At 66.9% G+C, this 22,746-nt stretch carries 27 protein-coding genes; 10 read left to right on the top strand and 17 right to left on the bottom strand.

What is annotated here, in order from left to right:
• Nucleotides 1-49: 49 nt before the first annotated feature.
• Nucleotides 50-304 carry a hypothetical protein gene (locus tag BM345_RS06685; protein WP_093376927.1) on the bottom strand — a complete coding sequence of 85 codons (255 nt, stop codon included), beginning with the start codon at nucleotides 302-304 and terminating at the stop codon, nucleotides 50-52.
• 280 nt (nucleotides 305-584) lie between these two features.
• Here BM345_RS06685 and BM345_RS06680 point away from each other — a divergent pair, with 280 nt between their 5' ends.
• From BM345_RS06680 to BM345_RS06665, 4 genes are all read left to right on the top strand, one after another.
• On the top strand, nucleotides 585-962 hold the full coding sequence (locus BM345_RS06680; RefSeq protein ID WP_093376925.1) for a hypothetical protein: 378 nt from the start codon (nucleotides 585-587) through the stop codon (nucleotides 960-962).
• Nucleotides 963-1,036: 74 nt separating this feature from the next.
• Entirely contained in the window at nucleotides 1,037-1,837 is an 801-nt protein-coding gene (locus tag BM345_RS06675; protein ID WP_093376922.1) for an SDR family NAD(P)-dependent oxidoreductase, read from the top strand.
• A gap of 29 nt (nucleotides 1,838-1,866) precedes the next feature.
• Nucleotides 1,867-3,213, top strand: a complete 1,347-nt coding sequence (locus tag BM345_RS06670; RefSeq protein ID WP_093376920.1) for an epoxide hydrolase family protein — start codon at nucleotides 1,867-1,869, stop codon at nucleotides 3,211-3,213.
• Between the two features lie 20 nt (nucleotides 3,214-3,233).
• Nucleotides 3,234-3,947 carry a gamma-glutamylcyclotransferase gene (locus BM345_RS06665; protein WP_093376917.1) on the top strand — a complete coding sequence of 238 codons (714 nt, stop codon included), beginning with the start codon at nucleotides 3,234-3,236 and terminating at the stop codon, nucleotides 3,945-3,947.
• 2 nt (nucleotides 3,948-3,949) lie between these two features.
• On the opposite strand, the gene BM345_RS06660 is transcribed toward BM345_RS06665, so the two are convergent.
• The 3 genes from BM345_RS06660 to BM345_RS06650 are packed head-to-tail and all read right to left on the bottom strand — an operon-like array spanning nucleotide 3,950 to nucleotide 6,287.
• A complete protein-coding gene (locus tag BM345_RS06660; RefSeq protein WP_093376914.1) occupies nucleotides 3,950-4,861 on the bottom strand; it encodes a LysR family transcriptional regulator in 912 nt (303 codons plus the stop codon).
• Between the two features lie 48 nt (nucleotides 4,862-4,909).
• Nucleotides 4,910-5,803, bottom strand: coding sequence for an alpha/beta hydrolase (locus BM345_RS06655; RefSeq protein ID WP_093376911.1), 894 nt, complete (start codon nucleotides 5,801-5,803; stop codon nucleotides 4,910-4,912).
• Between the two features lie 28 nt (nucleotides 5,804-5,831).
• On the bottom strand, nucleotides 5,832-6,287 hold the full coding sequence (locus BM345_RS06650; protein ID WP_093376909.1) for a MaoC family dehydratase: 456 nt from the start codon (nucleotides 6,285-6,287) through the stop codon (nucleotides 5,832-5,834).
• 243 nt (nucleotides 6,288-6,530) lie between these two features.
• On the opposite strand from BM345_RS06650, the gene BM345_RS06645 reads away from it, so the two are divergent.
• The 3 genes from BM345_RS06645 (at nucleotide 6,531) to BM345_RS29635 (ending at nucleotide 7,749) form a co-directional block, all read left to right on the top strand.
• A complete protein-coding gene (locus BM345_RS06645) occupies nucleotides 6,531-6,740 on the top strand; it encodes a hypothetical protein (protein ID WP_093376906.1) in 210 nt (69 codons plus the stop codon).
• A 19-nt stretch (nucleotides 6,741-6,759) separates the two neighbouring features.
• Nucleotides 6,760-7,356 carry a GNAT family N-acetyltransferase gene (locus tag BM345_RS06640; protein ID WP_175544923.1) on the top strand — a complete coding sequence of 199 codons (597 nt, stop codon included), beginning with the start codon at nucleotides 6,760-6,762 and terminating at the stop codon, nucleotides 7,354-7,356.
• Nucleotides 7,357-7,524: 168 nt separating this feature from the next.
• Nucleotides 7,525-7,749, top strand: coding sequence for a hypothetical protein (locus tag BM345_RS29635; RefSeq protein ID WP_139237473.1), 225 nt, complete (start codon nucleotides 7,525-7,527; stop codon nucleotides 7,747-7,749).
• Here the strand turns inward: BM345_RS29635 and BM345_RS06635 are convergent.
• A complete protein-coding gene (locus tag BM345_RS06635; protein WP_093376901.1) occupies nucleotides 7,724-8,557 on the bottom strand; it encodes an alpha/beta fold hydrolase in 834 nt (277 codons plus the stop codon). The two genes, BM345_RS29635 and BM345_RS06635, sit on opposite strands and share 26 nt — an antisense overlap.
• 128 nt (nucleotides 8,558-8,685) lie before the next feature.
• The gene (locus BM345_RS06630) at nucleotides 8,686-9,636 is read right to left on the bottom strand and encodes a GlxA family transcriptional regulator (protein WP_093376899.1); all 951 of its coding nucleotides are present in this window, start codon (nucleotides 9,634-9,636) and stop codon (nucleotides 8,686-8,688) included.
• 149 nt (nucleotides 9,637-9,785) lie between these two features.
• Between BM345_RS06630 and BM345_RS06625 the strand changes: the two genes are divergently transcribed.
• The gene (locus BM345_RS06625) at nucleotides 9,786-10,919 is read left to right on the top strand and encodes a thiolase family protein (protein ID WP_093376895.1); all 1,134 of its coding nucleotides are present in this window, start codon (nucleotides 9,786-9,788) and stop codon (nucleotides 10,917-10,919) included.
• A gap of 1 nt (nucleotide 10,920) precedes the next feature.
• On the opposite strand, the gene BM345_RS06620 is transcribed toward BM345_RS06625, so the two are convergent.
• From BM345_RS06620 to petA, 6 genes are all read right to left on the bottom strand, one after another.
• On the bottom strand, nucleotides 10,921-11,340 hold the full coding sequence (locus BM345_RS06620; protein WP_093376892.1) for a hypothetical protein: 420 nt from the start codon (nucleotides 11,338-11,340) through the stop codon (nucleotides 10,921-10,923).
• A gap of 734 nt (nucleotides 11,341-12,074) precedes the next feature.
• Nucleotides 12,075-12,641 (bottom strand): ClpXP protease specificity-enhancing factor, encoded by a 567-nt coding sequence (locus tag BM345_RS06615; protein WP_093376889.1) that lies wholly within the window; start codon nucleotides 12,639-12,641, stop codon nucleotides 12,075-12,077.
• 43 nt (nucleotides 12,642-12,684) lie between these two features.
• Nucleotides 12,685-13,296 (bottom strand): glutathione S-transferase N-terminal domain-containing protein, encoded by a 612-nt coding sequence (locus BM345_RS06610; protein WP_057596959.1) that lies wholly within the window; start codon nucleotides 13,294-13,296, stop codon nucleotides 12,685-12,687.
• Nucleotides 13,297-13,393: 97 nt separating this feature from the next.
• Complete coding sequence (locus tag BM345_RS06605) at nucleotides 13,394-14,149, bottom strand: cytochrome c1 (RefSeq protein WP_093376887.1); 756 nt, start codon at nucleotides 14,147-14,149, stop codon at nucleotides 13,394-13,396.
• An 18-nt stretch (nucleotides 14,150-14,167) separates the two neighbouring features.
• Nucleotides 14,168-15,565, bottom strand: coding sequence for a cytochrome b (locus tag BM345_RS06600; RefSeq protein ID WP_093376884.1), 1,398 nt, complete (start codon nucleotides 15,563-15,565; stop codon nucleotides 14,168-14,170).
• Between the two features lie 10 nt (nucleotides 15,566-15,575).
• On the bottom strand, nucleotides 15,576-16,190 hold the full coding sequence (gene petA, locus BM345_RS06595; RefSeq protein ID WP_093376881.1) for a ubiquinol-cytochrome c reductase iron-sulfur subunit: 615 nt from the start codon (nucleotides 16,188-16,190) through the stop codon (nucleotides 15,576-15,578).
• A 171-nt stretch (nucleotides 16,191-16,361) separates the two neighbouring features.
• Between petA and mscL the strand changes: the two genes are divergently transcribed.
• The gene (gene mscL / locus BM345_RS06590) at nucleotides 16,362-16,784 is read left to right on the top strand and encodes a large conductance mechanosensitive channel protein MscL (RefSeq protein WP_093376879.1); all 423 of its coding nucleotides are present in this window, start codon (nucleotides 16,362-16,364) and stop codon (nucleotides 16,782-16,784) included.
• Here the strand turns inward: mscL and pdxA are convergent.
• From pdxA to BM345_RS06575, 3 genes are read right to left on the bottom strand one after another with little or no spacing between them, the layout of a single operon-like run.
• Complete coding sequence (pdxA, locus tag BM345_RS06585; RefSeq protein ID WP_093377346.1) at nucleotides 16,771-17,787, bottom strand: 4-hydroxythreonine-4-phosphate dehydrogenase PdxA; 1,017 nt, start codon at nucleotides 17,785-17,787, stop codon at nucleotides 16,771-16,773. The two genes, mscL and pdxA, sit on opposite strands and share 14 nt — an antisense overlap.
• A gap of 26 nt (nucleotides 17,788-17,813) precedes the next feature.
• Complete coding sequence (locus BM345_RS06580; RefSeq protein WP_093376875.1) at nucleotides 17,814-18,584, bottom strand: Nif3-like dinuclear metal center hexameric protein; 771 nt, start codon at nucleotides 18,582-18,584, stop codon at nucleotides 17,814-17,816.
• Nucleotides 18,581-19,918: an MFS transporter gene (locus BM345_RS06575; RefSeq protein WP_093376872.1), complete on the bottom strand. Its 1,338-nt coding sequence runs from the start codon at nucleotides 19,916-19,918 to the stop codon at nucleotides 18,581-18,583. Before BM345_RS06575 ends, BM345_RS06580 begins: the two co-directional genes overlap by 4 nt.
• Nucleotides 19,919-20,184: 266 nt before the next feature.
• Between BM345_RS06575 and BM345_RS06570 the strand changes: the two genes are divergently transcribed.
• On the top strand, nucleotides 20,185-21,342 hold the full coding sequence (locus BM345_RS06570) for a S1C family serine protease (protein ID WP_093376869.1): 1,158 nt from the start codon (nucleotides 20,185-20,187) through the stop codon (nucleotides 21,340-21,342).
• A 42-nt stretch (nucleotides 21,343-21,384) separates the two neighbouring features.
• Here BM345_RS06570 and tatC read toward each other — a convergent pair whose 3' ends face one another.
• Nucleotides 21,385-22,191: a twin-arginine translocase subunit TatC gene (gene tatC / locus BM345_RS06565; RefSeq protein ID WP_093376867.1), complete on the bottom strand. Its 807-nt coding sequence runs from the start codon at nucleotides 22,189-22,191 to the stop codon at nucleotides 21,385-21,387.
• Nucleotides 22,192-22,263: 72 nt separating this feature from the next.
• Nucleotides 22,264-22,731: a Sec-independent protein translocase protein TatB gene (tatB, locus tag BM345_RS06560; protein WP_093376864.1), complete on the bottom strand. Its 468-nt coding sequence runs from the start codon at nucleotides 22,729-22,731 to the stop codon at nucleotides 22,264-22,266.
• Nucleotides 22,732-22,746: the final 15 nt, after the last annotated feature.

The following is a 22,746-nucleotide window of genomic DNA, read 5'->3' as shown; positions in this document are numbered from 1 at the left end:
CAAGAGGCCTCGCCGGAGTGATTCCGGCGAGGCCTCTTGTCTTGACGCGTTAGTGAGTGATCGGCCGCACGACGGGGCCGCTTTGCTCGGCCGACGCCATCCGCAACGCACGCACAGGCTTGGAGACCGCCGGCTTCCTGGCATCGGCCGCCTTCAGCGCTTCCTGGTGGCTGACGGCCATCGAATACCCGCTGCAGATGCCCAGGACGATGACCACCGCCTGCGCGAGCTTGATGAGCCATCCGAAGCGCTGGCCCTGGTGGGTCCTGGAGGTAGTGGCGCTTGCCTTGATCGAGATGGACATGGCGGGTCTCCGTTTCATCGAGGCCACTCGAAGAGAGGACCTCTTGGACAGCACTCTAGGAAGCTGCGGGCTGCGGAAAAAGACGGCAATCGTCAATGCGTTGTTGCGCACTTCGCAAATATCGGCTGGTGCCAGCCATGCGCAGCCATTGTTGCGATCTCGACAACGCGCCTCTCCGGATCGGGTGGTTTTTCTTTGCGATGGCAGCCCACAAACTTGGTCCCACAGGGCAGTCATTCGACGTTCTGTATCGCTCACTCAACCATCCAAGGAAACCGAAATGAACAGCTCGAAGATCGTCGCCGCCGCAGCCCTGTCGCTCCTGGCCGCCATCGGCGCACATGCCGAAACCTACGAAGGCGTCACGCCCTCCGTGTCGGCCAACTCCCGCGCAGCAGTGCGCGCCGAGGCCGTCATCGCCGCGCACAGCGAGGACCCCTACTCGGACTTGGCCCAGTCGCGGGTGACCGCGCTGCCCTCCTCGCCCGCGGACCGTGGCGGCGTGCGCAACGAAGCCGTGGCCACTTCGCACGGCCCGGACCGCTACTCCGACAGCTACGGCCAGGGCGTTGCCGTCGTGTCGCCCGGCTTCGTCGATCGCGCCAAGGTGCGCGCCGACGCCCGCCTGGCCGCACGTTCGCCGCAGGACCCGTTCTGAGCCTCCACCAAACACAGCACTTCAGCGGCAGCTTCCGGCTGCCGCACCGCCCCCAAAACTGAAAGAACTTTCCCATGACAACGATTGACAACTCCAAAGGCGTGGCCCTGGTGACGGGCGCATCCACCGGCATCGGCGCCATCTACGCCGACCGGCTGGCACGCCGCGGCCACGACCTGATCCTGGTGGCGCGCAGCGCCGACAAGCTCGAGGCCCTGGCGCAGCGCCTGCGTGCCGAGACCGGCCGAAAGGTCGAGGTGCTGCCTGCCGACCTGCTCGTGCGCACCGACGTGCTGCGCGTCGAGAAGGTGCTGCAGTCCGACGAGCGCATCCGCGTGCTCGTGAACAACGCCGGGCTCGGGGCGACCAGCACCCTGGTCGATTCCGACCCCGAACGGCTGGACGACATGATCCAGCTCAACGTGACGGCCCTGACGCGCCTGACCCGTGCGGTCGCGCCTGGCATGGTCCAACGCGGCCAGGGCGCGATCATCAACATCGCGTCCATCGTCGCGATCACGCCCGAACGGCTCAACGGCACCTACGGCGGCAGCAAGGCCTTCGTGCTGGCCTTCACGCAATCGCTGGCAAGCGAACTGGGCCCCCACGGCATCCAGGCGCAGGCCGTGCTGCCGGGCGCCACCCGCACCGATTTCTGGGCCCTGGCCGGCGTGCCGGTCGAAGCGCTGCCGGGCGAGATCGTGATGAGTGCCGAGGACATGGTCGACGCGGCGCTGGCCGGCTTCGACCAGAAGGAACTGGTCACCATCCCCGCGCTGCCCGATGCAAGCGACTGGGCCCGCTTCGAGGCGGCCCGGCAGGCGCTGGCTCCCAACCTCTCGCACGCCAATGCGGCGCCGCGCTATCGCAGCTGAACACGCATCAAGAACACGGAGTACTCGTCATGTCTTCCTCTGAATCCATCGCCCGGCATGAAGGGCAGCGACTTCTCAGCCGGCGCAGCCTCCTGGGTGTCGGCGCCGCCGGCCTCGGGCTGATGGCCGTGCCGGGTCTCGCGTCCGCCTTGCCTGCGAACAGCACGCCGGCCGGCTTCGGCGATGCGCTGCGGCCCTTTCGCGTGTCCTTTCCGGAAACGGCGCTCATCGACCTGCGCTGGCGCATTCTCTCGACCCGTTGGCCCACGCGCGAGACGGTGACGGACGAATCGCAAGGCGTGCAACTGGCCACCATGCAGCGCCTGGCCGAGTACTGGACCTCGGACCACGACTGGCGCAAGGCCGAGGCGAAACTGAACGCCCTGCCGCAATTCCTCACGGAGATCGACGGCGTCGACATCCATTTCATCCACGTGCGCTCCAGGCATGCGAATGCACTGCCGGTCATCATCACACATGGCTGGCCAGGTTCCATCATCGAGCAGCTCAAGGTGATCGGCCCGCTGACCGACCCGACGGCCCACGGCGGACGTGCGGAGGACGCCTTCGACGTGGTCATTCCCTCGATTCCTGGCCATGGCTTCTCCGGCAAGCCGACGGGCACCGGCTGGGACCCCGTGCGCGTGGCGCGCGCCTGGTCCGTGCTGATGCGGCGCATTGGCTACACGCGCTACGTGGCGCAGGGCGGCGACTGGGGCGACGCCGTGTCGGAACAGCTCGCGCTGCTGGCGCCGCCGGAGCTGCTGGGCATCCACGTCAACATGCCCGCCACCGTGCCGGACGATATTGCACTGGCACTCAAGCTGGGCAAGCCGGCGCCCGCGGGCCTCGCCGCCGACGAGCTGCATGCCTACGGCCAGCTGGATTCGTTCTACAAGCATGGCCTGGGCTACGCCATCGAGATGTCGAACCGGCCGCAGTCGCTCTACGCGCTGGAGGATTCGCCCATCGGCCTGGCCGCCTGGATGCTCGACCATGACGCGGCAAGCCAGGCGCTCATCGCCCGCGTGTTCGACGGCAAGACAGAAGGGCTCACGCGTGACGACATCCTGGACAACATCACCCTTTACTGGTTGACCAGGACAGCCGTGTCCTCCGGCCGCCTGTACTGGGAGAACAAGCTGGAATTCTTCGCGGTGAAGAAGGTCACCATCCCGGTGGCGGTCAGCGTCTTTCCGGACGAGATCTACGCGGCACCTCGCAGCTGGACGCAGAAGGCCTACCCCAATCTGATTCACTTCAACAAGCTGGCCAAGGGCGGCCACTTCGCGGCGTGGGAGCAACCCAAGGTCTTCACGGAGGAGCTTCGCGCGAGTTTCAGGTCCTTGCGCTCCGCGCAAGGTGCGGCGGCGTGAACGCGCCCGAGGACTTGCCTATGGACATCCCGCTGTCCGGCTTCGACGCCAGTGAGCAGCAACTGACGCGCCAGCGGCTGGCCCTCGGAACGCTGGTCGACACGCTGCGCGCCAACCCATCTCCGGGCGTGAGGGTGCGCAGCGACGAGCAGTTGCAGCAGACGCTGGAGGAAGCGCTCAGCGAGCATGACCCGACGCAGGACGTCCACGTCTTCGGCTATGGCTCGCTCATGTGGAACCCGGCCATGGACGCGGCGGAAGTGCGCCCGGCCCGGGTACGCGGCTGGCATCGCAGCTTCTGCCTGCGCACCTTCATCGGCCGGGGAACACCGCAGGAGCCTGGGGCCATGCTGGGCCTGGACCGGGGCGGCGCCTGCCGCGGGCTCCTGTTCCGCATCGAGGCGCGCAAGGCGCGTGCGGAATTGCAGCTGCTCTGGCGGCGCGAGATGTTTGCCGGCGCCTACGACGCGCGGTGGGTGGCGGTCGACGATGCGCCGCATGGGCCGAAGGCCCTGGCCTTCGTGGTCAACCGCAAGCACGAGCGCTACATCGGTGGCCACCCGGCAGCCGACGTCGCCCGGCTGATCTGCACCGGCCGGGGCGTCATCGGCACATCCCGCGCCTACTACGACGCCATGGTCCGGGCGCTGGACCAGCACGGCATCCGGGACGCCGGCATGGCGCGCCTGCGCACGGCCGTCCTGCAGGCGCAGCAGGCGCTCGGCGCGGGCTGAATTCAGTCCCGGCGCATGTCGGGATGCCGCTCGAAGAGCGCGATGGTCCAGTCGATGAAGACACGGACTTTCGCGCTCAGGTACCGGTTGGGCGCGTAGAGCACGCTCAGGGGCTTGGTGGGCGTGCGCCAGTCCTGCAGCAGCGGCACCAGCTGCCCCGCCCGGATGGCGCCTGCGACCGCGTAGCTGGGCGACTGGATGATGCCCAGGCCCGACACGCCGGCAGCCACGTACGAGTTCGTATCGTCCACGACCAGCTTGTGCTCCAGGTTCAGCTCGATCCCAGAATCTGCGTCCAGGAATTGATAGGTCAGGGCGCGCCCCGTGCGGGTCGAGGCCAGGCCGATGGTCGGGCACTTCGCCAGGTCCTGGGGCGCCAGGGGCGCCCGGCAGGCCTTGAGGAATTCAGGGGATGCACAGGTGGTGAAGTCGAACACGCCGATCCGCCGTGCCACCATCTGCTGGTCACTGACCTCGCCGGCGCGGATGGCGCAGTCGATGCCATCGGCCACCACGTCGGTGCGCCGGTTGCTCACCCCGAGGTCCACCTCGACCTCCGGATACTGGCGATAGAAGTCTGACAGCGAGGGCACGATGATCATGGCCCCGATGGCGGCGGCAGCCTCCACGCGCACCCGCCCTGCCGGCTTGCCTTGCGACATCCGCGTCGAGGACTCGATGTCCGACAGGTCGGCCAATAGTCGAACGACGCGTTCGTAGTACGTGGCTCCCTCGGGCGTGACGGTGACGGAGCGGGTGGTGCGATGCAGGAGCCGCACCTTCAGGTCTTCTTCCAGGCTCTGGATGAGGCGCGTGACGGTGGCGTTGGGCACGTCCAGCGTATCGGCGGCCTTGGTGAAGGTGCCTGCCTCGACCACACGGACAAAGGCATTCATCGCCGAAATGCGGTCCATGGTGCTCCTCCGTTTCGGATGCGGAGGGGCATCATAGACCCGGCACGCTCACCCCAGATGCTGGGTGAACCACTCGACGGCTGCCCTGCTCGACCGGCTGAAGCCGCTCACGTAGGGGTCGAAGTGGCCACCTTCGATGCTGACGAGGCGCTTGGGTTCCAGGGCGCGTTCGTAGGCGGCCAGCTCCAGGTCGGTCAGGGTGATCGTGTCGTGCGTCGCCACCACCATCAGCAGCGGCGTCGGCGACACGCGGGCGATCCAGTGGCCGGGCTCGTACATGCGCGCGGCTCGCGTGGAGCGCACCGTCACGCTGTTCTCCCACACGCCACCGGACAGCGGCTGCAGGTAGAAGTCGACGGCATCCCTGGCGCGGTAGGAGGCCGGCTGGGAAGGGTCGGCGCTGGCCACCGCCTGGCGCCGCGGGGCTTCGCCGCGCAACTGTGCGCGGTCGTCGTCTGCAAGCAGTTCCTCGAAAAGCCTGACGTTCTCCGGCGCGACGCGTCGCAGGCTCTGCTCGAAGCCGCTGATGGTGGGCACCTGCGCCACCACGCAGCGCAGCCGCCGGTCTGTCGCGCCCAGCACGATGGCATGGCCACCCGCATAACTGGTGCCCCACAGGCCGATGCGCAGGGGATCGACGATGTCCAGGCTCTCCAGGTAGCTGATGGCCCGCCGCCAGTCCGCCACCTGCCGCCAGGGGTCCACATCATGTCGAGGCAGGCCGTCGCTCGCGCCGAAGCCGCGGTGGTCGTGCAGCAGCACCACGAAGCCAGCCTCCGCGAAGGCCTTGGCGAAAGGCTCGAGCGCATGCTCCTTCACACCGGCATAGCCGTGCGCCATCGTGATGGCGGGCCGCGGCGCCGAGCCCGTCGGCACGAAGAGCCAGCCGCGCAGCTTCACGCCACCGTCGACCTCGAACTCCACATTCCTGCGTTGGACCATGCGCTTCTCCTGGGTTGTTGCGCAAGCTTCACGCAGCGGACTGCCTGCTCACCATCAGCTTGGCGTTCACGACCTGCACCGTGTCGCCGCGCTGGTTGAGCGTGGTGGCACGCAGCACCGCCAGGCCGCGATCCGGCCGGGAGCGCGAGGGAATCAGTTCCACCACTTCGCTGTCCACGTGCAGCACGTCGCCGGGACGGGCGGGCGTCTTCCACTCGATGTCGCCGCCGGCGCCCACGATGCCGTTGGCCAGCTTCGGGCCGCCGGTGACGAGCAGGCGCATCGTGATGGCCGCGGTATGCCAGCCGCTGGCGGCCAGGCCACCGAAGATCGTGCCGCGGGCGGCCTCTTCGTCCAGGTGGAAAGGCTGGGGATCGAACTCGGCCGCAAAGCGCTTGATGTCCTCGGCATCCAGCGCGTAGGTGGGGCTCTGGAACCGGTCACCGATCCTGAGGTCGTCGAAGTAGAGAGGCTGCTGGGTCATATCGCCATCCTTTTGCGCGAGGGAAGAAGATGACATGACTCTAGGCAGGGCAGACCGCCTTGGTAAGCACCTGGCCCGCAGAAGCCTTTTGCGGATTCGTCAACAGCGGACCGCACTGCCGCAGGTGGACGATGACCACGCATTGTTGCGGCGGCGGCAATGGCGCGTTGTCGTGGAACGCCTTTCTCCGGCATCACCGCGTGGCTAGATTGGAGGCATGCCAACCCACCGGAGGTAGCCACCATGTCCCAGCGCATTTCGGTCTCGTCGGGCGGCCAGTTCCAGATCCGCTTCCGATCGCTGTTCCACCACGGCCGCGGCTTTGCATTTCCTTGCGACGCCACCGGGCAAGTCGACCTGCATGCCCTCTCGGAGCGCGGCCGCTGCAACTACCTTTTCGCCCGGGCGATGGTGGGCCGCGAATTCGCATTGCCGGACATCGGCACCGTCTGACCGCATCCAGGAGAGCACCATGCTTCGTCCGGCACAGCTTCAGGCCACCGCTGCCCCTACCCCTTACGCCCCGCCTGCAACCAGCGGCGCCATCGCGGCATGGCCGGATGTGCACCTCGTCGCGAACGGCATGGCCGTCCACCTGCGGATGATCGCCCCCGGCGACCTGGAGCGTGAGCGCGAGTTCGTGCACGGCCTGTCACCGCGCACCCGCTACCAGCGCCTGATGTCGGCCCGGACCCCCAGCGCCGAAGAACTGCGGCGCTGGACGGACGTCGACCGCTCGCGCGAGGGGGCGGTGGTCGCGACGGTCGACATCGACGGCTTTGAACGGCAGGTGGGTGTGGCGCGCTACTTCATCGACCAGCCGGACGCGCAGGCCGATTTCGCGATCGTCGTCGCCGACGAATGGCAGGGCATGGGGCTGGGCAGGCAGTTGCTGACTGCGCTCGTGGACCTGGCCAGGCAGTCCGGCGTCAGGAAGCTGGTCGGCACCACCATGTCGGAGAACAAGGGAATGATCGCGCTGGGCCGAAGCTTCGGCTTCAGGCCGTCGCGGGAGCCCGGCGCCGCCATCTACACCCTGCTGAGCCTCTCGCTGCAACCCGAGTGCTAGGGGCTGCGGCCCCGCTCATGCGCCCCGCACCGCCCTGGCAGCGGACGCGATACACCGTGCACGATGCGGTCAGCTTGCGGTGACCGGCATCCATCGCATCGTCGCAAGGCCACAAGGCGCAGCCCCCGCAGCACGAGGCGGCGAGGGCTGCAGGCCAGGAAAGCCCGGGTGGATGAACAGTTCGTCTTCGCCGTGTTCGCTGATGACGATGAAGCGGTCGTCCATGGGCGTGGCGAGCGCTTCGTGCAGGGCAAGGTTCAGCGCATCGGCAAGCGCTCTCTTGTCATCGCTCGTGAACGCTTCGCGAGGGACATGGGCAATACCGGCATTGCGAGTGCTCCATCGGTTCGGTCGCCAAGGCCCGGCCTCAGTTGGCCGCCGCTTCCTCGATGAGCTGGGCAACCTCCGCGGCATGCGATGCCAGGACCGCGTGAGATGCGCCCTGGACCGCGACGGTGTGCCGCGAGCCCGCGCGCCGTGCCATGAACTCGAGCAGCGGCGGCGCGATGGCCTTGTCGGCCGTGCCATAGATGAATCGCGACGGGATCTGCTTCCACGCCGGGCTGCCTGCCTTGTCGCTGAAGGCGTCTGCGGCAACCGGGCGCTGGGTGCTCGCCAGCAGGGCCGCGACGCGTTCGGGCACGTCCGCGGCGATCTGGTCCCGGTACTTCGCCTGCTGCACATAGAGGTCCACATGACCGTCGGGCAATTTCACTGGCGGTGCCAGCGCGGAGCCCAGCGTGCTGCCGGGAAACTTCTCGCCCAGCTCGCCGAGTGCCTCGCCGCTGTCCGGCGCGAAAGCCGCCACGAAGACCAACCCCTTCACCCGGGGCTTGCCGAGCGCAGCGTTCGAGATCACGGCGCCTCCGTACGAGTGGCCCACCATGACGACGGGTCCGGGAATCGTGTCCACCAGGTTCGCGACGTACGCCGAATCGCTGGTCAGCCCACGCAGGGGATTGGCAGCCGCGACGACCGGATAGCCGTCCGCCAGCAGGCGCTCGATGACCGCCTCCCAGCTGAGCGACTCGGCGAATGCGCCGTGCACCAGCAGGATGGTCGGCTTCTGCGCTGCCGCAGTGGCCGCATGCACCGGCGCATGAAGCACGGACAGGACGGCAAGTGCCAGCGAGACGCCGGTCGACTGGAGAATGCGCAGCGCCTTGGAGGCACGCGAAGCGCTTGGGCTCAATGGGTTCATTTGCAGGTTTCCTTTGACGGGTGTGGATGGAACGACCGGCCGGTCAAGAGGAAGTTTGGGGTCGGCGGCGCCATGGAAAAACCCGCCGCGCGGCACCAGTGCTTTGTCGCGATCGCAAAGATCGGGAATCAGGCCCGTGGCAACCGCGCCTCCCGGCGCACCGCCTGCGGCGGCACGCCGAAGCCACGAACGAAGACTTCGCGCAGATGACGCCGGTCGCGAAAGCCCGCTTCCCTCGCGACCACTTCGAGCGGATGCCGCCCGCTCTCCAGCATGACGCGGGCCGCTTCCAGCCTCAGCCCCTCGATCGCCTTGGCCGGCGATTGGCCCGTCTCGGCAATGAACACGCGGCTGAACTGGCGGGGGCTCAGGTGCGCAACCTCGGCCAGTTCCTCGACGCTCAGGGACTGGGCCAGGCGCTGCCTTGCATGTTCGAGCACCTGCTGGATGCGATCGGACTTGGGGGCGAGCTTGAGCATCTCGGAGTGCTGCGACTGGCCGCCCGAGCGACGCTGATTCATCACCAGCCTGTGCGCCACCGAGCGGGCGAGCTCGGCACCGAGGTCGTTCTCGACCAGTCCCAGTGCCAGGTCGAGTTCGGCCGTCATCCCCGCGGAGGTCCACAGCGGCCCGTCGTTGACATAGATGCGGTCTGCCTCGACCTGGATCGCAGGATGGCGCCGCTGGAGCGCATCGGCCCAGGCCCAGTGGGTCGTGGCGCGATGGCCATCGAGAAGGCCGGCGTCCGCCAGAAGGAAGGCGCCGGTGCACAGGCCGGCAGTGCGCCGCGCGCGGGCGCCCAGCCTGGCGATCAGGCGCAGAAGTTCCGGATCGGTCGGCTGCGCGATGGGCGTGACCACGCCGGCCACCATCCAGGTGTCGGCACTGCTGCGCACCGTCAGCGGACGGGCTTGCACGCTCAATCCGACCGAAGCGCGCACCGCACCGCCGCCCAGCGCGTAGTTCTCGATCGCGTAGACCGGCCTGCCCGCCAGCAGGTTGGCGAACTCGAACACGGCCTGCGTGCTGAAGGCCATGACCTGGAAGCCGTCCGGGAATACATAGCCGATGCGGTGCATGCTTGGTTTCGCTTGTCCGATGTCCTGAACCATGACGATATACGTCCTTTACGCCATCGAGGTGCAGGCGCAACATTGACCTCATCACCACATCAGGATCGCCGGACGTGCTTCATTCGCAGTGCGTCGCGACCCAAGGAGAACCTCCCATGAAAGCACTGATCAGCGCCTATGCCCGTTCGCCGTTTCATTTCGCCCGCAAGGGCCGCCTGGCCGAGGTGCGGCCCGACACGCTCGCCGCGCAGGTGGTCAAGGGCGTGCTGCAGCGCACCGACCTCGACCCGGCACTGATCGAGGATGTGATCCTCGGCTGTGCCTACCCGGAAGGCGCGCAGGGCAACAACCTGGCGCGCATCGTCGGCCTGTTGGCCGGCCTGCCGGAGTCGGTCGGCGGCATGACCGTGAACCGCTTCTGCGGGTCCTCGATGCAGGCGGTGCACATCGCCGCCGCGCAGATCGAGGCCGGCATGGGCGAGGCCTTCCTCTGCGTCGGGGTGGAGTCGATGAGCATGGTTCCGCAGGGCGGCTTCAACTTCTCGCCCAATCCGGAGTTGAAGGCCAGCACCGCCGCCTACCTGTCCATGGGCGAGACGGCCGAGAACGTGGCGCAGCGCTGGAATGTCAGCCGTGCAGACCAGGACCTGCTGGCCCTGCAGTCTCACCAGAAAGCGGCTGCGGCACGCGAGCAGGGCCGCCTGGCGGGAGAGATCGTGCCGATCACGCTCGCCAGCGGCGAGGTGGTCGATGCCGATGGCTGCATCCGCCCCGCAACCACCCTGGAAGCCCTTGCTGCGCTGAAGCCCGCCTTCCGTGCCGATGGCGTGGTGACCGCCGGCACCTCCTCGCCGCTCACGGACGGCGCGGCGGTGGTGCTGGTCACGAGCGACGAATTTGCCGCCCGCCATGGCCTCGCACCGCTGGCCCGGATCCGCAGCTTTGCCACCGTGGGCGTCGATCCGGCCATCATGGGCATCGGCCCGATCCCGGCGACGCAGAAGGCATTGAAGCGCGCCGGCCTGACCGTCGGCGACCTGGACGTGGTGGAGATCAACGAGGCCTTCTCGTCGCAGGCGCTGGCCTGCATCCGCGACCTGGGCCTGGACATGGCCACGGTCAACCTCGACGGTGGCGGTCTGTCCATCGGCCACCCCCTTGGCGCCACGGGCGCGCGCATCACCGGCAAGGCGGCTTCCGTGCTGGTCCGGGAAAACGGCCGCTATGCACTGTCCACGCAGTGCATCGGTGGCGGCCAAGGGATTGCAACGGTGCTGGAGCGGCTCTGATTCAGGCTGCGGCGCCCGAGTCCGGGTATTCCCAGACATCGGGCGGCAGCTTGTCCTTGAGCGACGAATACATGGCGTCGCGGAAGAGCTTGAGCGCCGGGTACGGACGCAGGGCGATCGTGCGTTCCACGATCAGGCCCTGCTCGTCGTCCACGATGACCTCCAGGCTTTCCAGCTTTCGGCCGTTGACCGTGCCCACCCAGCGCAGGAAGGTGGTGCGCTCGTCGAGCTTGAATTCGGCCGTGTAGCTGCCGTCGCCGCGGGTGGCGCTCGACTGGGCAAAGATCGCGGCGACGTGCTCGCGTCCCGCGATCGGGCGCACGAGGATGGGACTGTTGAACACCACGTTGTCGGCGAGCAGCTTGCCGACCTGCTCGGCCGTGGCCTTGCCGGATTCCCGTAGTTCTCGAAGCGGATGCATGTTGACTCCTTGGAAGTTGCGAAGCGTCGCACTGGACGACGACTGCACTCTAGGAGCCGCCGCGATCTTGAAAAAGCTGCAACGCGACAATGCCGCTTTGGCGCTTTTGAAACATTCGTGCGCCCGGGTCCTTGCGCAGCAGGATGGAGCTTCGTCGAGACGAAGTCGGCAGGTCGGCAGCCCGCGAGGCACCTGCGTTACCGCGAAATCCACTGTTGTGATGGGGCTTGCGGGCGGCGGTCGGTCGGCAGGATGACGGCCTCGACGCCGAGGGGCAGCAGCAACGACGGCTAGGTATACTCTTGCCCGAGTGCCGGGTTAGCTCAGTTGGTAGAGCAACCGCCTTGAATCGTCAGATGCGAGTGCCCCGTTGGAAACGGCGGGTGCAGAACCCCTCAAATTCGGGGAAGGCTAAAGCCCCTTATCCAGGCCAAGCTGATCCCGAGCCAAGCCCTTGCAAGGGAAGGTGTAGAGACTAGACGGGGGGGACCTAAAGCGCCTTCGCTATGGTCAAGGGATAGTCCAGACCACGAACAACTGGCGGCGAAAGCCGAAGTGGTACGGTAAGCGGTAGGTCGTCCGTTCGATTCGGACACTCGGCACCAAACACATACCTCGCTCCCAACGAACACGTCAACGACGATGCGGTCGGCGAAAACCGTCGCGGCGCGCAAGTCGCCTTGCGCGAGCGCTTCCGGAGGGCTCCGGGCGCCGCACTGCCGGCGAAATGGGGCCTACTTGACCCGCTTGAGCGAGGGCCGCGCGCCACCGCTGCTGGCCGGGGGCTTGGGCGGTTCGTCGTCGCCGGCGGGGCCGGAAGCCACTGGCGTCGCTGCGCCGGCCTCGGCATCGCCGGTGACCAGGTGCACGACGCGCGCCGGATCCGTCTCGGCTGTTTGCCGCGACGTGCTCTTGGCGCCCGAAGACGTCACTGGAACTACCGGCACAGGCGCCGGCGTGGACGCCTGGCTGCCGGCAGCAGGTGCCGGGAAGGCCATGCCCTGGCCGTTTTCGCGCGCGTAGATGGCGATCACGCGGCCCACGGGCACGATGATCTCGCGCGCGCTGCCGGCGAAGCGGGCCTTGAACTCGATGAAGTCATTGCCCAGCTTGAGCGAACTGGTGGCATCGAAGCTGATGTTCAGCACGATCTCGCCGTTCTTCACATACTCGCGCGGCACCTGCACGCCATCGTCGACCTGCACCGCGATGTAGGGCGTGAAGCCGTTGTCGGTGCACCATTCGTACAGGGCCCGGATGAGGTACGGGCGGGTGGAAGAGGATTCGATCGCGCTGATCATCGGTACTCGTGCTGCAAATGTTGCCTGATCGCAACTCTACAGCTTACTTGCGCATCACCTTCTCGGACGGGGTCAATGCCTCGATGTAGGCGGGGCGCGAGAAGATGCGCTCGGCGTACTTCAGCAGCGGCGCGGCGTTCTTGCTCAGGTCGATGCCGTAGTAGTCCAGGCGCCACAGCAGCGGGGCGATGGCGACGTCGAGCATGGAGAAGTTGTCGCCCAGCATGTACTTGTTCTTCAGGAACACCGGGGCCAGCTGCGTGAGGCGGTCGCGGATGTGCGAGCGGGCCTTTTCCAGCGCCTTCTCGTTGCCCTTGGCGGTGCGGTTCTCCAGCGTGGAGACGTGCACGAAGAGCTCCTTCTCGAAATTGAGCAGGAACAGGCGCACGCGGGCGCGGTCCACCGGGTCGCCGGGCATCAGCTGCGGATGCGGGAAGCGCTCGTCGATGTACTCGTTGATGATGTTCGACTCGTACAGGATGAGGTCGCGCTCGACCAGGATGGGCACCTGGCCGTAGGGATTCATCACGCTGATGTCTTCGGGCTTGTTGTAGAGATCGACGTCGCGGATCTCGAAGTCCATGCCCTTTTCAAACAGCACGAAGCGGCAGCGGTGGGAAAAGGGGCAGGTGGTTCCTGAATAAAGCACCATCATGGCGAGAGACTCCTAAAAATCAAAAAGAGTGGGTTGCGTTCTGGCAACCCACTCTGCGGGACCGAGGGGCGGCTGGCCACCCCCTGTGCATCTGGAACTACTTGACGTCTTTCCAATAGGCGGCGTTCAAGCGCCACACGAAAACAAAGGCCAGCGCCAGGAACAGCAGCACCCAGACGCCGACCCGGATCCGCGTGTTCTGCGCCGGTTCGGCCATCCACTGCATGTAGTTGACCAGATCGCCAATGGCCTGATCGAACTGCGTGGGCGTCATGCTGCCGGGAGTGATCTGCTCGAAGCCGGACACCACGCGCACCTTGTGCCCGTGCTGCTCGACTTCCTTGTAGACCGGGCGGCGCTCGCCCTGCAGTTCCCACAGGACGTTGGGCATGGCCACGCTCGGGAAAGCCAGATTATCCCATCCCGTGGCCTTGCTCTCGTCGCGGTAGAAAGTACGCAGGTAGGTGTAGAGGTAATCCGGGCCCGTGCCGCCGTGGCCGGCACGCGAGCGCGCCACCAGCGTGAGGTCGGGCGGGACGGTGCCGAACCACTCCTTGGCCTGGCGCGCATTGATGTTGGCCTGCATGGTCTCGCCCACCTTGTCGGTGGTGAACAGCAGGTTGTCCTTGATCTGCTGCTCGCTGATGCCGATGTCCTGCAGGCGGTTGTAACGCATGAAGGCGGCCGAGTGGCAGTTGAGGCAGTAGTTGACGAAGAGCTTGGCGCCGTTCTGCAGCGAGGCCATGTCGGTCGTCTTGTTGGGCGCCTTGTCCCAGACGATGCCGCCTTCCGCGGCATGGGCACCCGCCGCGATACCCAGGGCGGCGATCAGCGTGAGGATGATCTTCTTCATTTTCTTGTTGTCTCCTGCTCAGTGGGCGTAGGTCACGCGTTCAGGCGGCTGCTTGAATTCGCCAAGCCGGCTCCACCAGGGCATCAGCAGGAAGAATCCGAAATAGAACAGGGTGCCGACCTGCGAGACACGCTCGCCCGTGGGCGACGGCGGCTGCACACCCAGGTAGGCCAGCACGACGAAGTTGACGACGAACACGCCGTAGACCCACTTGTGCCAGCTCGGGCGGTAGCGGATCGACTTCACCGGGCTGTGGTCCAGCCAGGGCAGGAAGAACAGGATGATCACGGCGCCGCCCATCACGATCACGCCCCAGAACTTGGCGTCGATCGACAGCATGGCGGCGGCAACCGCCACGGCGACGATCACGATGACGGCCTTGATCGGGGTGATCAGGCGCGTCTTCCACACGCCGAACACGGCACCTGCGATCACGCAGGCGATCAGCGCATACATCATCTCGCTGGTGATGGCGCGCAGCATCGAATAGAAGGGCGTGAAGTACCAGACCGGCGCGATGTGGTTGGGCGTCTTGAGCGAGTCGGCCGGGATGAAGTTGTTGTACTCCAGGAAGTAGCCGCCGGCCTCGGGTGCGAAGAAGATCACCGCCGAGAAGATCAGCAGGAACACCACCACGCCCAGGATGTCGTGCACCGTGTAGTAGGGGTGGAAGGGAATGCCGTCCAGGGGATGGCCCTTGTCGTCCAGCTTGCTCTTGATCTCGATGCCGTCGGGGTTGTTGGAGCCCACTTCGTGCAGCGCGATGATGTGCGCCACCACCAGGCCCAGCAGCACCAGCGGCACGGCGATGACGTGGAAGCTGAAGAAGCGGTTCAGGGTGGCGTCGCTCACCACGTAGTCGCCGCGGATCAACAGGGCCAGGTCCGGGCCGACGAAGGGGATGGCCGCGAACAGGTTGACGATCACCTGGGCGCCCCAGTAGCTCATCTGGCCCCAGGGCAGCAGGTAGCCCATGAAGGCCTCGGCCATCAGGCACAGGAAGATCGCGCAGCCGAAGACCCACACCAGCTCGCGCGGCTTGCGGTAGCTGCCGTAGAGCAGGCCGCGGAACATGTGCAGGTACACCACCACGAAGAAGGCGGACGCGCCCGTGGAGTGCATGTAGCGGATCAGCCAGCCCCAGGGCACGTCCCGCATGATGTACTCGACCGATGCAAACGCCAGGTTCGCGTCGGGCTTGTAGTGCATCACCAGGAAGATGCCGGTGACGATCTGGATCACCAGCACCAGCAGGGCCAGCGAGCCGAAGATGTACCAGAAGTTGAAGTTCTTCGGCGCGTAGTAGTCGCCCAAGTGGTCGTTGTAGAGCTTGCTGAGGGGGAAGCGGTTGTCCACCCAGTTCAGAAGCTTCTCGCTGTACGCCGCGTTGGGGGAGATTTCCTTGAGTTCTGCCATGTTCTTTTCCTCAGGCCTTCTTGTCGTCGCCGATCAGAAGGCGCGTGTCGGAAAGATACATGTGCGGTGGAACAGGAAGATTGTCGGGCGCGGGCTTGTTCTTGAAGACCCGGCCGGCCAGGTCGAAGGTCGAGCCGTGGCAGGGGCAGAGGAAGCCGCCCTCCCAGTTGTCGGGCAGCGATGGCTGCGGCCCGGTCTGGAACCTGTCGATGGGCGAGCAGCCCAGGTGGGTGCAGATGCCCACCACCACCAGCAGTTCGGGCTTGATCGAGCGGTGCTCGTTCTGCGCGTACTTGGGGGTGAATTCGTCGGGATTGCGCTTGGACAGCGGATCGGCCAGCTGAGGGTCGAGCTTGGGAAGCTCGGCGACCTGCTCTGGGGTGCGCTTGAGGATCCAGACCGGCTTGCCGCGCCATTCGACGGTCATCTTCTCGCCGGACTTGAGGCCGCTGATGTCCACCTCGACCGGTGCCCCCGCAGCCTTGGCCTTCTCGGAAGGCTGGAACGTACTCACGAATGGGACGGCGACTGCTGCGCCGCCCACCACACCGGCACAACTGGATGCGATCAACCAGGTCCTTTTGCTGCTGTCGACCCGGGGCTGGCCGACGGTGGTCTCACTCATTTATGGGGTCCTCAATCTTCTTCGTTGGGGTGCTTGCAGGGGTCAACGAATCATTGTAGCGGAGCGTAAATGGCGAACTCAACGCGAAGACGGGGCGGGTTTGCACCCTGTGTTGCGCCCACGCCTCCCTATACTGCGTGCCTCCATCAACAACAGGCAGCGGGGAACTACATGAGCTTCATCAGCGAGTTTCGGGAGTTCGCGGTCAAGGGCAATGTGGTCGACCTGGCGGTCGGCGTGATCATCGGCGGGGCCTTCGGCAAGATCGTTGATTCGCTGGTGAGCGACATCATCATGCCCATCGTGGGCCTGGTGTTCGGCAAGCTGGACTTCTCCAACATGTATGTGGTGCTCGGGACGATACCGGCGGGCGTGGCCAACAACCTCGCGGACCTGAAGAAGGCCGGCGTACCGGTGCTGGCCTATGGCAACTTCATCACCATCGCCGTCAACTTCGTGATCCTGGCCTTCGTGATCTTCCTGATGGTCAAGCAGATCAACCGCTTGCGCAATGCGCAGCCGCCGGCGCCGCCGGCGCCGCCGGAAGAAGTCGCGCTGCTGCGCGAGATCCGCGACAGCCTCAAGCGGGCCTGAGCAGCGAGCGCGCGACGCGGATCGCCTCGATCAGGCTGGCGGCATCGGCCCTGCCGGTGCCCGCCAGGTCGAAGGCGGTGCCATGGTCGGGACTGGTGCGCACCAGCGGCAGCCCCAAGGTGACGTTCACGCCCTTTTCCACCCCGAGGTACTTCACCGGGATCAGTCCCTGGTCGTGGTACATCGCGATCACCGCATCGAACTCGCCCTTGCGGGCGCGCATGAAGACGGTGTCGGGCGCGTAGGGGCCACTACAGACGATGCCTTCGGCGAGCGCCGCCTCGATGGCGGGCACGATGACCGCCTGCTCCTCGGAACCGAAGAGCCCGCCCTCCCCCGCGTGCGGATTGAGCCCCGCCACCGCGATGCGCGGCGCGTGACCGATGGCCCTGGACAGCGCCTCATGCGTGATGCGCAGCGTCTGCAGCACGCCATCGAAGCTCACCGCCTCGATGGCCTGGCGCAAGGAGACATGGATGCTGACCAGCACGGTGCGAAGCTCGTCGTTGGCCAGCAACATGCGCACCGGCACCTGCTCCACCGGACGACCCAGGTGGCGCGCGGCCTCGTGCTGCAGGAGCTCGGTGTGCCCCGGAAAGTCGAAGCCCGCGGCGGAGAGCGCCTCCTTGTGCAGCGGTGCGGTGACGATGGCCGACACCTCGCCCGCCAGCGCCGCGCGCGCGGCCCACGTGACCGCATCGCCCGCCGCACGGCCCGCGGCCGCGCTGACCTGGCCAAGCACCAGTTCGGGCATCGCATCCACCACCTGCAACACGGGCACGCTGCCCGGCGGTGCGTCCAGGGCCTCCGAGGGAGCGTCGAGGACCGCGACAGGCATCGCCGGCTCGCCTGGCCGGGCCAGCAGGGCAGCAGCGCGCCGCATGCAGCCGACGTCGCCGGCCACGAAGGCACCGCGCGTCAGATCCGCCTGTTCGCGGAAGGCCTTGACGACGATTTCAGGGCCGATCCCGGCGGGATCGCCCATGGTAATGGCCAGCGGCATGCGCAGACCCTTGGAATCGGATGCCGTCACGCGGGGTTGTCGATGTCGATGAATTCGTGCGCCAGGCCCAGTTGCGCGGCGACGTGCGCCGCGACGGCCGGCGCGCCATAGCGCTCGGTGGCATGGTGCCCGCAAGCCAGAAAGCTCACGCCGGTCTCGCGCGCGTAGTGCGCCTGCGGCTCGGAGATCTCGCCGGTGATGAAGGCATCGGCGCCGGCCGCGATGGCGGCTTCGAAATAGCCCTGTGCACCGCCGGTGCACCAGGCGACGTTCTTGATCGGGCGCTGACCTTCGATCAAGGTGACCGGCCGCTTGAGCACACGCTCCACGTGCGCGGCCAGCTTCTTGCCGCTGGTAAAGGTAGCACCGTCTTCAGGCGCGCCCAGAAAGCCGATCTCCTGTTCGCCGAAGCGGCCGGCCGAGCCGGCGTGCGCCACCAGACCCAGCTGCAAGCCGAGTTGCGCGTTGTTACCCAGCTCAGGGTGCGCATCCAGCGGCAAGTGGTAGGCGAAGAGATTGACGTCGTCGCCCAGCAGCAGCCCCAGGCGCTGGCGCATCCAGCCGGTGACCCGGCCGTCCTGCCCGCGCCAGAACAGGCCGTGGTGCACGAAGATGGCGTCCGCATCGGCGTGGATCGCCGCCTCGATCAACGCGCGGCTGGCCGTCACGCCGGAGACGATCTTGCGGATGGTGGTGCGGCCCTCCACCTGCAGGCCGTTGGGTCCGTAGTCCTTGAAGCGCTCGGGTGCGAGCAGCAGGTCGAAGGCGGTGAGGAGTTCGTGGCGCGTGGTGCTCATCGCACCATTGTCGCCCTCGCCGCGCCGTCTCGCATCCCATGCCCACGCCGGGCCAGCGGCATCAGCGCGAGCAGCACGCCCAGGATGGCCAGCGCGCCTACATAGTGCGCCGGCGCCAGCGGATCCCGCTGCAGCCACAGGGTGAGGATCACCGGCGTCAGGCCGCCGAAGACCGCATAGGACATGTTGTAGGCGAAGGACAGCCCCGAGAACCGCACCGCCGCCGGGAAGGCGCGCACACCGGCGATCGGCACGGTCGCGATGGTGCCCACGAACAGGCCCACCAGGCCGTACTGCCACACCAGCGTCGACGGGGCCGACGGCAGGCTCGTGTAGAAGAGGTAGGAGCTTGCGAACAGGCCCGTCCACCCCACCAGCATCACCGCACGCGTGCCGAAGCGGTCGCTGGCCCAGCCCACGAGCACGCAGCCCAGCGTCAGGGTCAGGGTGGCCAGGCAGTTGGCCTGCAGCGCCAGCGCGGCTGGCACGTGGTGCACCTTCTGCAAGTAGGTGGGCGTGTAGAGCACCACCACGACGATGGCGGCCGACAGCACCCAGGTCTGCAGCGCCACGTAGACGCAGGCCAGGCGATGCTCGCGCAGCACGGTCTTCAGGGGCAGCTCGGCGTCCTGGCTGCGGCGCTGCGCCAGTTCCTTGAACACCGGCGTCTCGTGCAGAAAGCGCCGCAGGTACACCGACACCAGGCCGAATACGCCGCCCAGGATGAAGGGCGCGCGCCAGGCCCAGTCGTGGATGTCGGCCGCCGAGTAGTGGGTGTTGATGGCCACCGCCACCAACGAGCCCAGCAGGATGCCGCCGGTGATGCCCGCGGTGAGCGTGCCCACGCCCAGGCCGTAGCGCCGCGCCGGCACGTGCTCGCCCACGAAGACCCAGGCACCCGGCATCTCGCCACCGATGGCCGCACCCTGAAGCACGCGCATGGCCAGCAGCAGCAACGGCGCCGCCACGCCGATCGCGGCGTAGGTGGGCAGCAGGCCGATCACCAGGGTGGGCACGGCCATCAGGAAGATGCTCAGGCTGAACATGCGCTTGCGGCCCAGCTTGTCGCCGAAGTGCGCAATCACGATGCCGCCGAGGGGACGGGCGAGGTAGCCGGCGGCGAAGATGCCGAAGGTCTGCAGCTGGCGCAGCCAGTCGGGCATGTCGGCCGGGAAGAACAGGCCCCCCAGCACCGTGGCGAAGAAGACGTAGATGACGAAGTCGTAGAACTCGAGCGTGCCGCCGAGCGCGGAAAGCGCCAGGGTCTTGTAGTCGCGCGAATTCAGCAGGCGCTGCGGCGCCGGCGACGTGAGGGTGGGGGCTGGGGTGGTCATGGCGTGTCGGTCGATCTCGGGGCCACGCTGCTGCCGCCCCTCCGGGTGCGGGGAGGGATCAGGCGCGTCGGGCGGAGTGCCGGGCCGAAGATGACGGGTAGTCGCCTCGCCAGGCCGGAAAGCGCAGCCTGGGTGGGGCCACAAACGAAATGCTAAGGGTTATCCCTTGGTCGTGCTGGCGAGTGCCCACATTCTCGACCCTCGCGTCGGGATTTCCGGGCATGCAGGCTGAGGGACAATCCTCGCCCTCACCTCCTCCATCTCAAATGAAGCGTTTCTGGCTGCTCTTTTCCCAGACCGTCACGGTCTTCCTGGCGGGCTATTTCGTGATCGCCACCCTCAAGCCCGAGTGGATCCGCCAGCGGCCGACCAGCCTGGGCGGCGTGGTCTCGGTGATCGAGGCGCCGGTGGCCGGGCCGCAGGCGGTCGCGCCCGGCAGCCTCAGCGCCGCCGCGAAGCGCGCGGCACCGGCCGTCGTGAGCATCAACACCAGCAAGGCGGCGCCGCGCCATCCGCGCAGCAACGACCCCTGGTTCCGCTTTTTCTTCGGCGACCAGGACGACCAGCCGCAGGTGGGCCTGGGCAGCGGCGTGATCGTCAGCCCCGAGGGCTACATCCTCACCAACAACCACGTGGTGGAAGGTGCCGACGAGATCGCGGTGACCCTGAACGACAGCCGGCAAGCCCAGGCCAAGGTGATCGGCACCGACCCCGACACCGACCTGGCGGTGCTCAAGATCGACCTGGACAAGCTGCCCACGATCGTTCTGGGCAATTCCGACACGCTGCAGGTGGGTGACCAGGTGCTGGCCATCGGCAATCCCTTCGGCGTGGGCCAGACGGTGACCAGCGGCATCGTCTCGGCGCTGGGCCGCAACCAGCTGGGCATCAACACCTTCGAGAACTTCATCCAGACCGATGCCGCCATCAACCCGGGCAACTCCGGCGGCGCGCTGGTGGACGGCAACGGCAACCTGGAAGGCATCAACACCGCGATCTACTCGCGCTCGGGCGGCAGCATGGGCATCGGCTTCGCCATCCCGGTCTCCACCGCCAAGCAGGTGCTGGAGGACATCGTGAAGGAAGGCAAGGTCACGCGCGGCTGGATCGGCGTGGAGCCCAACGACCTCTCGCCCGAGTTGGCCGAGACCTTCGGCGTCAAGGCCAAGAGCGGCGTGATCATCACCGGCGTGCTGCAGAACGGACCGGCGGCGCGCGCCGGCATCCGGCCGGGCGACGTGATCACCAACGTGGGCGAGAACAAGATCGACAACGTGCAGGAGCTGCTGACCGCGGTGGCCGGCCTGAAGCCTGGCGCCGCCACCCGCTTTTCGCTGCAGCGCGGCGGCGACCGGATGGAGCTCGATGTGACCGCGGGCCTGCGACCCAAGGCGCCGCTGAGGCGCGCCCCCGAGAAGGAATGAGAAAAGGGCCCGTGGAGGCCCTTTCGTTTTTCCCGGTTGGCGTCAGGCCGAGTCGGCCTTCTCGGAGGCCTCGCCCTCTTCCTCGGGCGCCTTCGAGATCCTCACGAAGTACTGCGCTGCGACGATGCCCACCTCGTAAAGAATGCACATGGGCACCGCCAGCGCCAGCTGCGAGATCACGTCCGGCGGCGTCAGCACCGCGGCGACGACGAAGGCAGCCACGACGAAGTAGCCGCGGAAGCTGCGCAGCTTCTCCACCGTGACCATTTCGAAGCGCACCAGCAGCATCACCACGATGGGCACCTGGAAGGCCACTCCGAAGGCGATGTAGAGCGAAAGGATGGACTCCACATAGGACGCGATGTCCGGCGTGGCCGCCACGCTCGCCGGCGTGAAGCGCTGGATGAAGCCGAACATCTTGTCCAGCACGAAGAACTGCACGAAGGCGATGCCGGCGTAGGCCAGGAAGCTGCCGAAGAAGATCAGCGGCAGCGCGAAGCGCTTCTCGTGGCTGTACAGGCCGGGTGCCACGAACATCCAGGCCTGGTACATGAGCCAGGGCAGCGCCAGCAGCACCGCGGCCATCAGGAGCACCTTCAGCGGCACGAAGAAGGGAGAGAACACGCCCACGGCGATCAGCTTGGCGTCGGGCGGCATGTGCGCCTTGATGGGCACTGCGATCAGGTCGATCAGCCCGGCCGGCCCGGGCCAGATGGAAAGCAGCACGCCCGCCACCGCCAGGCCGTAGACGCAGTAGAGCAGCCGGTCGCGCAGCTCCATGAGGTGCGCGACGAAAGGCTGCTCGGTGCCGGCGAGTTCGTCGTCTTTGTTCTTGTCGGAATCAGCCATGGGTCGTGGGTCGGCCGGTATCCGGAACGCGTCGGGACGCGAAGTTGGACGTGCGCGGCGCGCGCTGGGTTGCTAGTTGATCTTGTGGGGACGGTAGCGGGCCACCCGCGCGGCGCCGGAAAGCGCCTTGGTGCGCACGCCGTTGCGCGCCTTGTACCACTGGGGCGTGGCGCCCTGCTTCAGGCGCCAGTTCTTGCGTGGATGCTTGTACTGCGGATAGCTCTCGGGCGTCTCCAGCGGCGTGAAGGGCACGCCGGCGGAGGTGTCGGTGCCCTCGAGGTTGTGCTGCACCTCTTCGGCGCCGGTGCGGATGTTCTGTTCCACGTCGCGGGCAGCGCTCTCGACGGTGTCCTTCATCTTGCGCAGCTCGTCCAACTCCATCGACCGGTTGACCTCGGCCTTGACGTCGTTGACGTAGCGCTGCGCCTTGCCCAGCAAGGTGCCGACGGTGCGGGCGACGCGTGGCAGTCTTTCCGGGCCGATGACGACCAGCGCCACCGCGCCGATCAGCGCCAGCTTGGAAATGCCGAGTTCGAGCACGTGCGCGTCAGCCTG

The organism is Variovorax sp. OV329 (assembly GCF_900114785.1).
Lineage (GTDB): Bacteria > Pseudomonadota > Gammaproteobacteria > Burkholderiales > Burkholderiaceae_C > Variovorax.
This window is presented reverse-complemented; position numbering and strand designations above follow the sequence as displayed.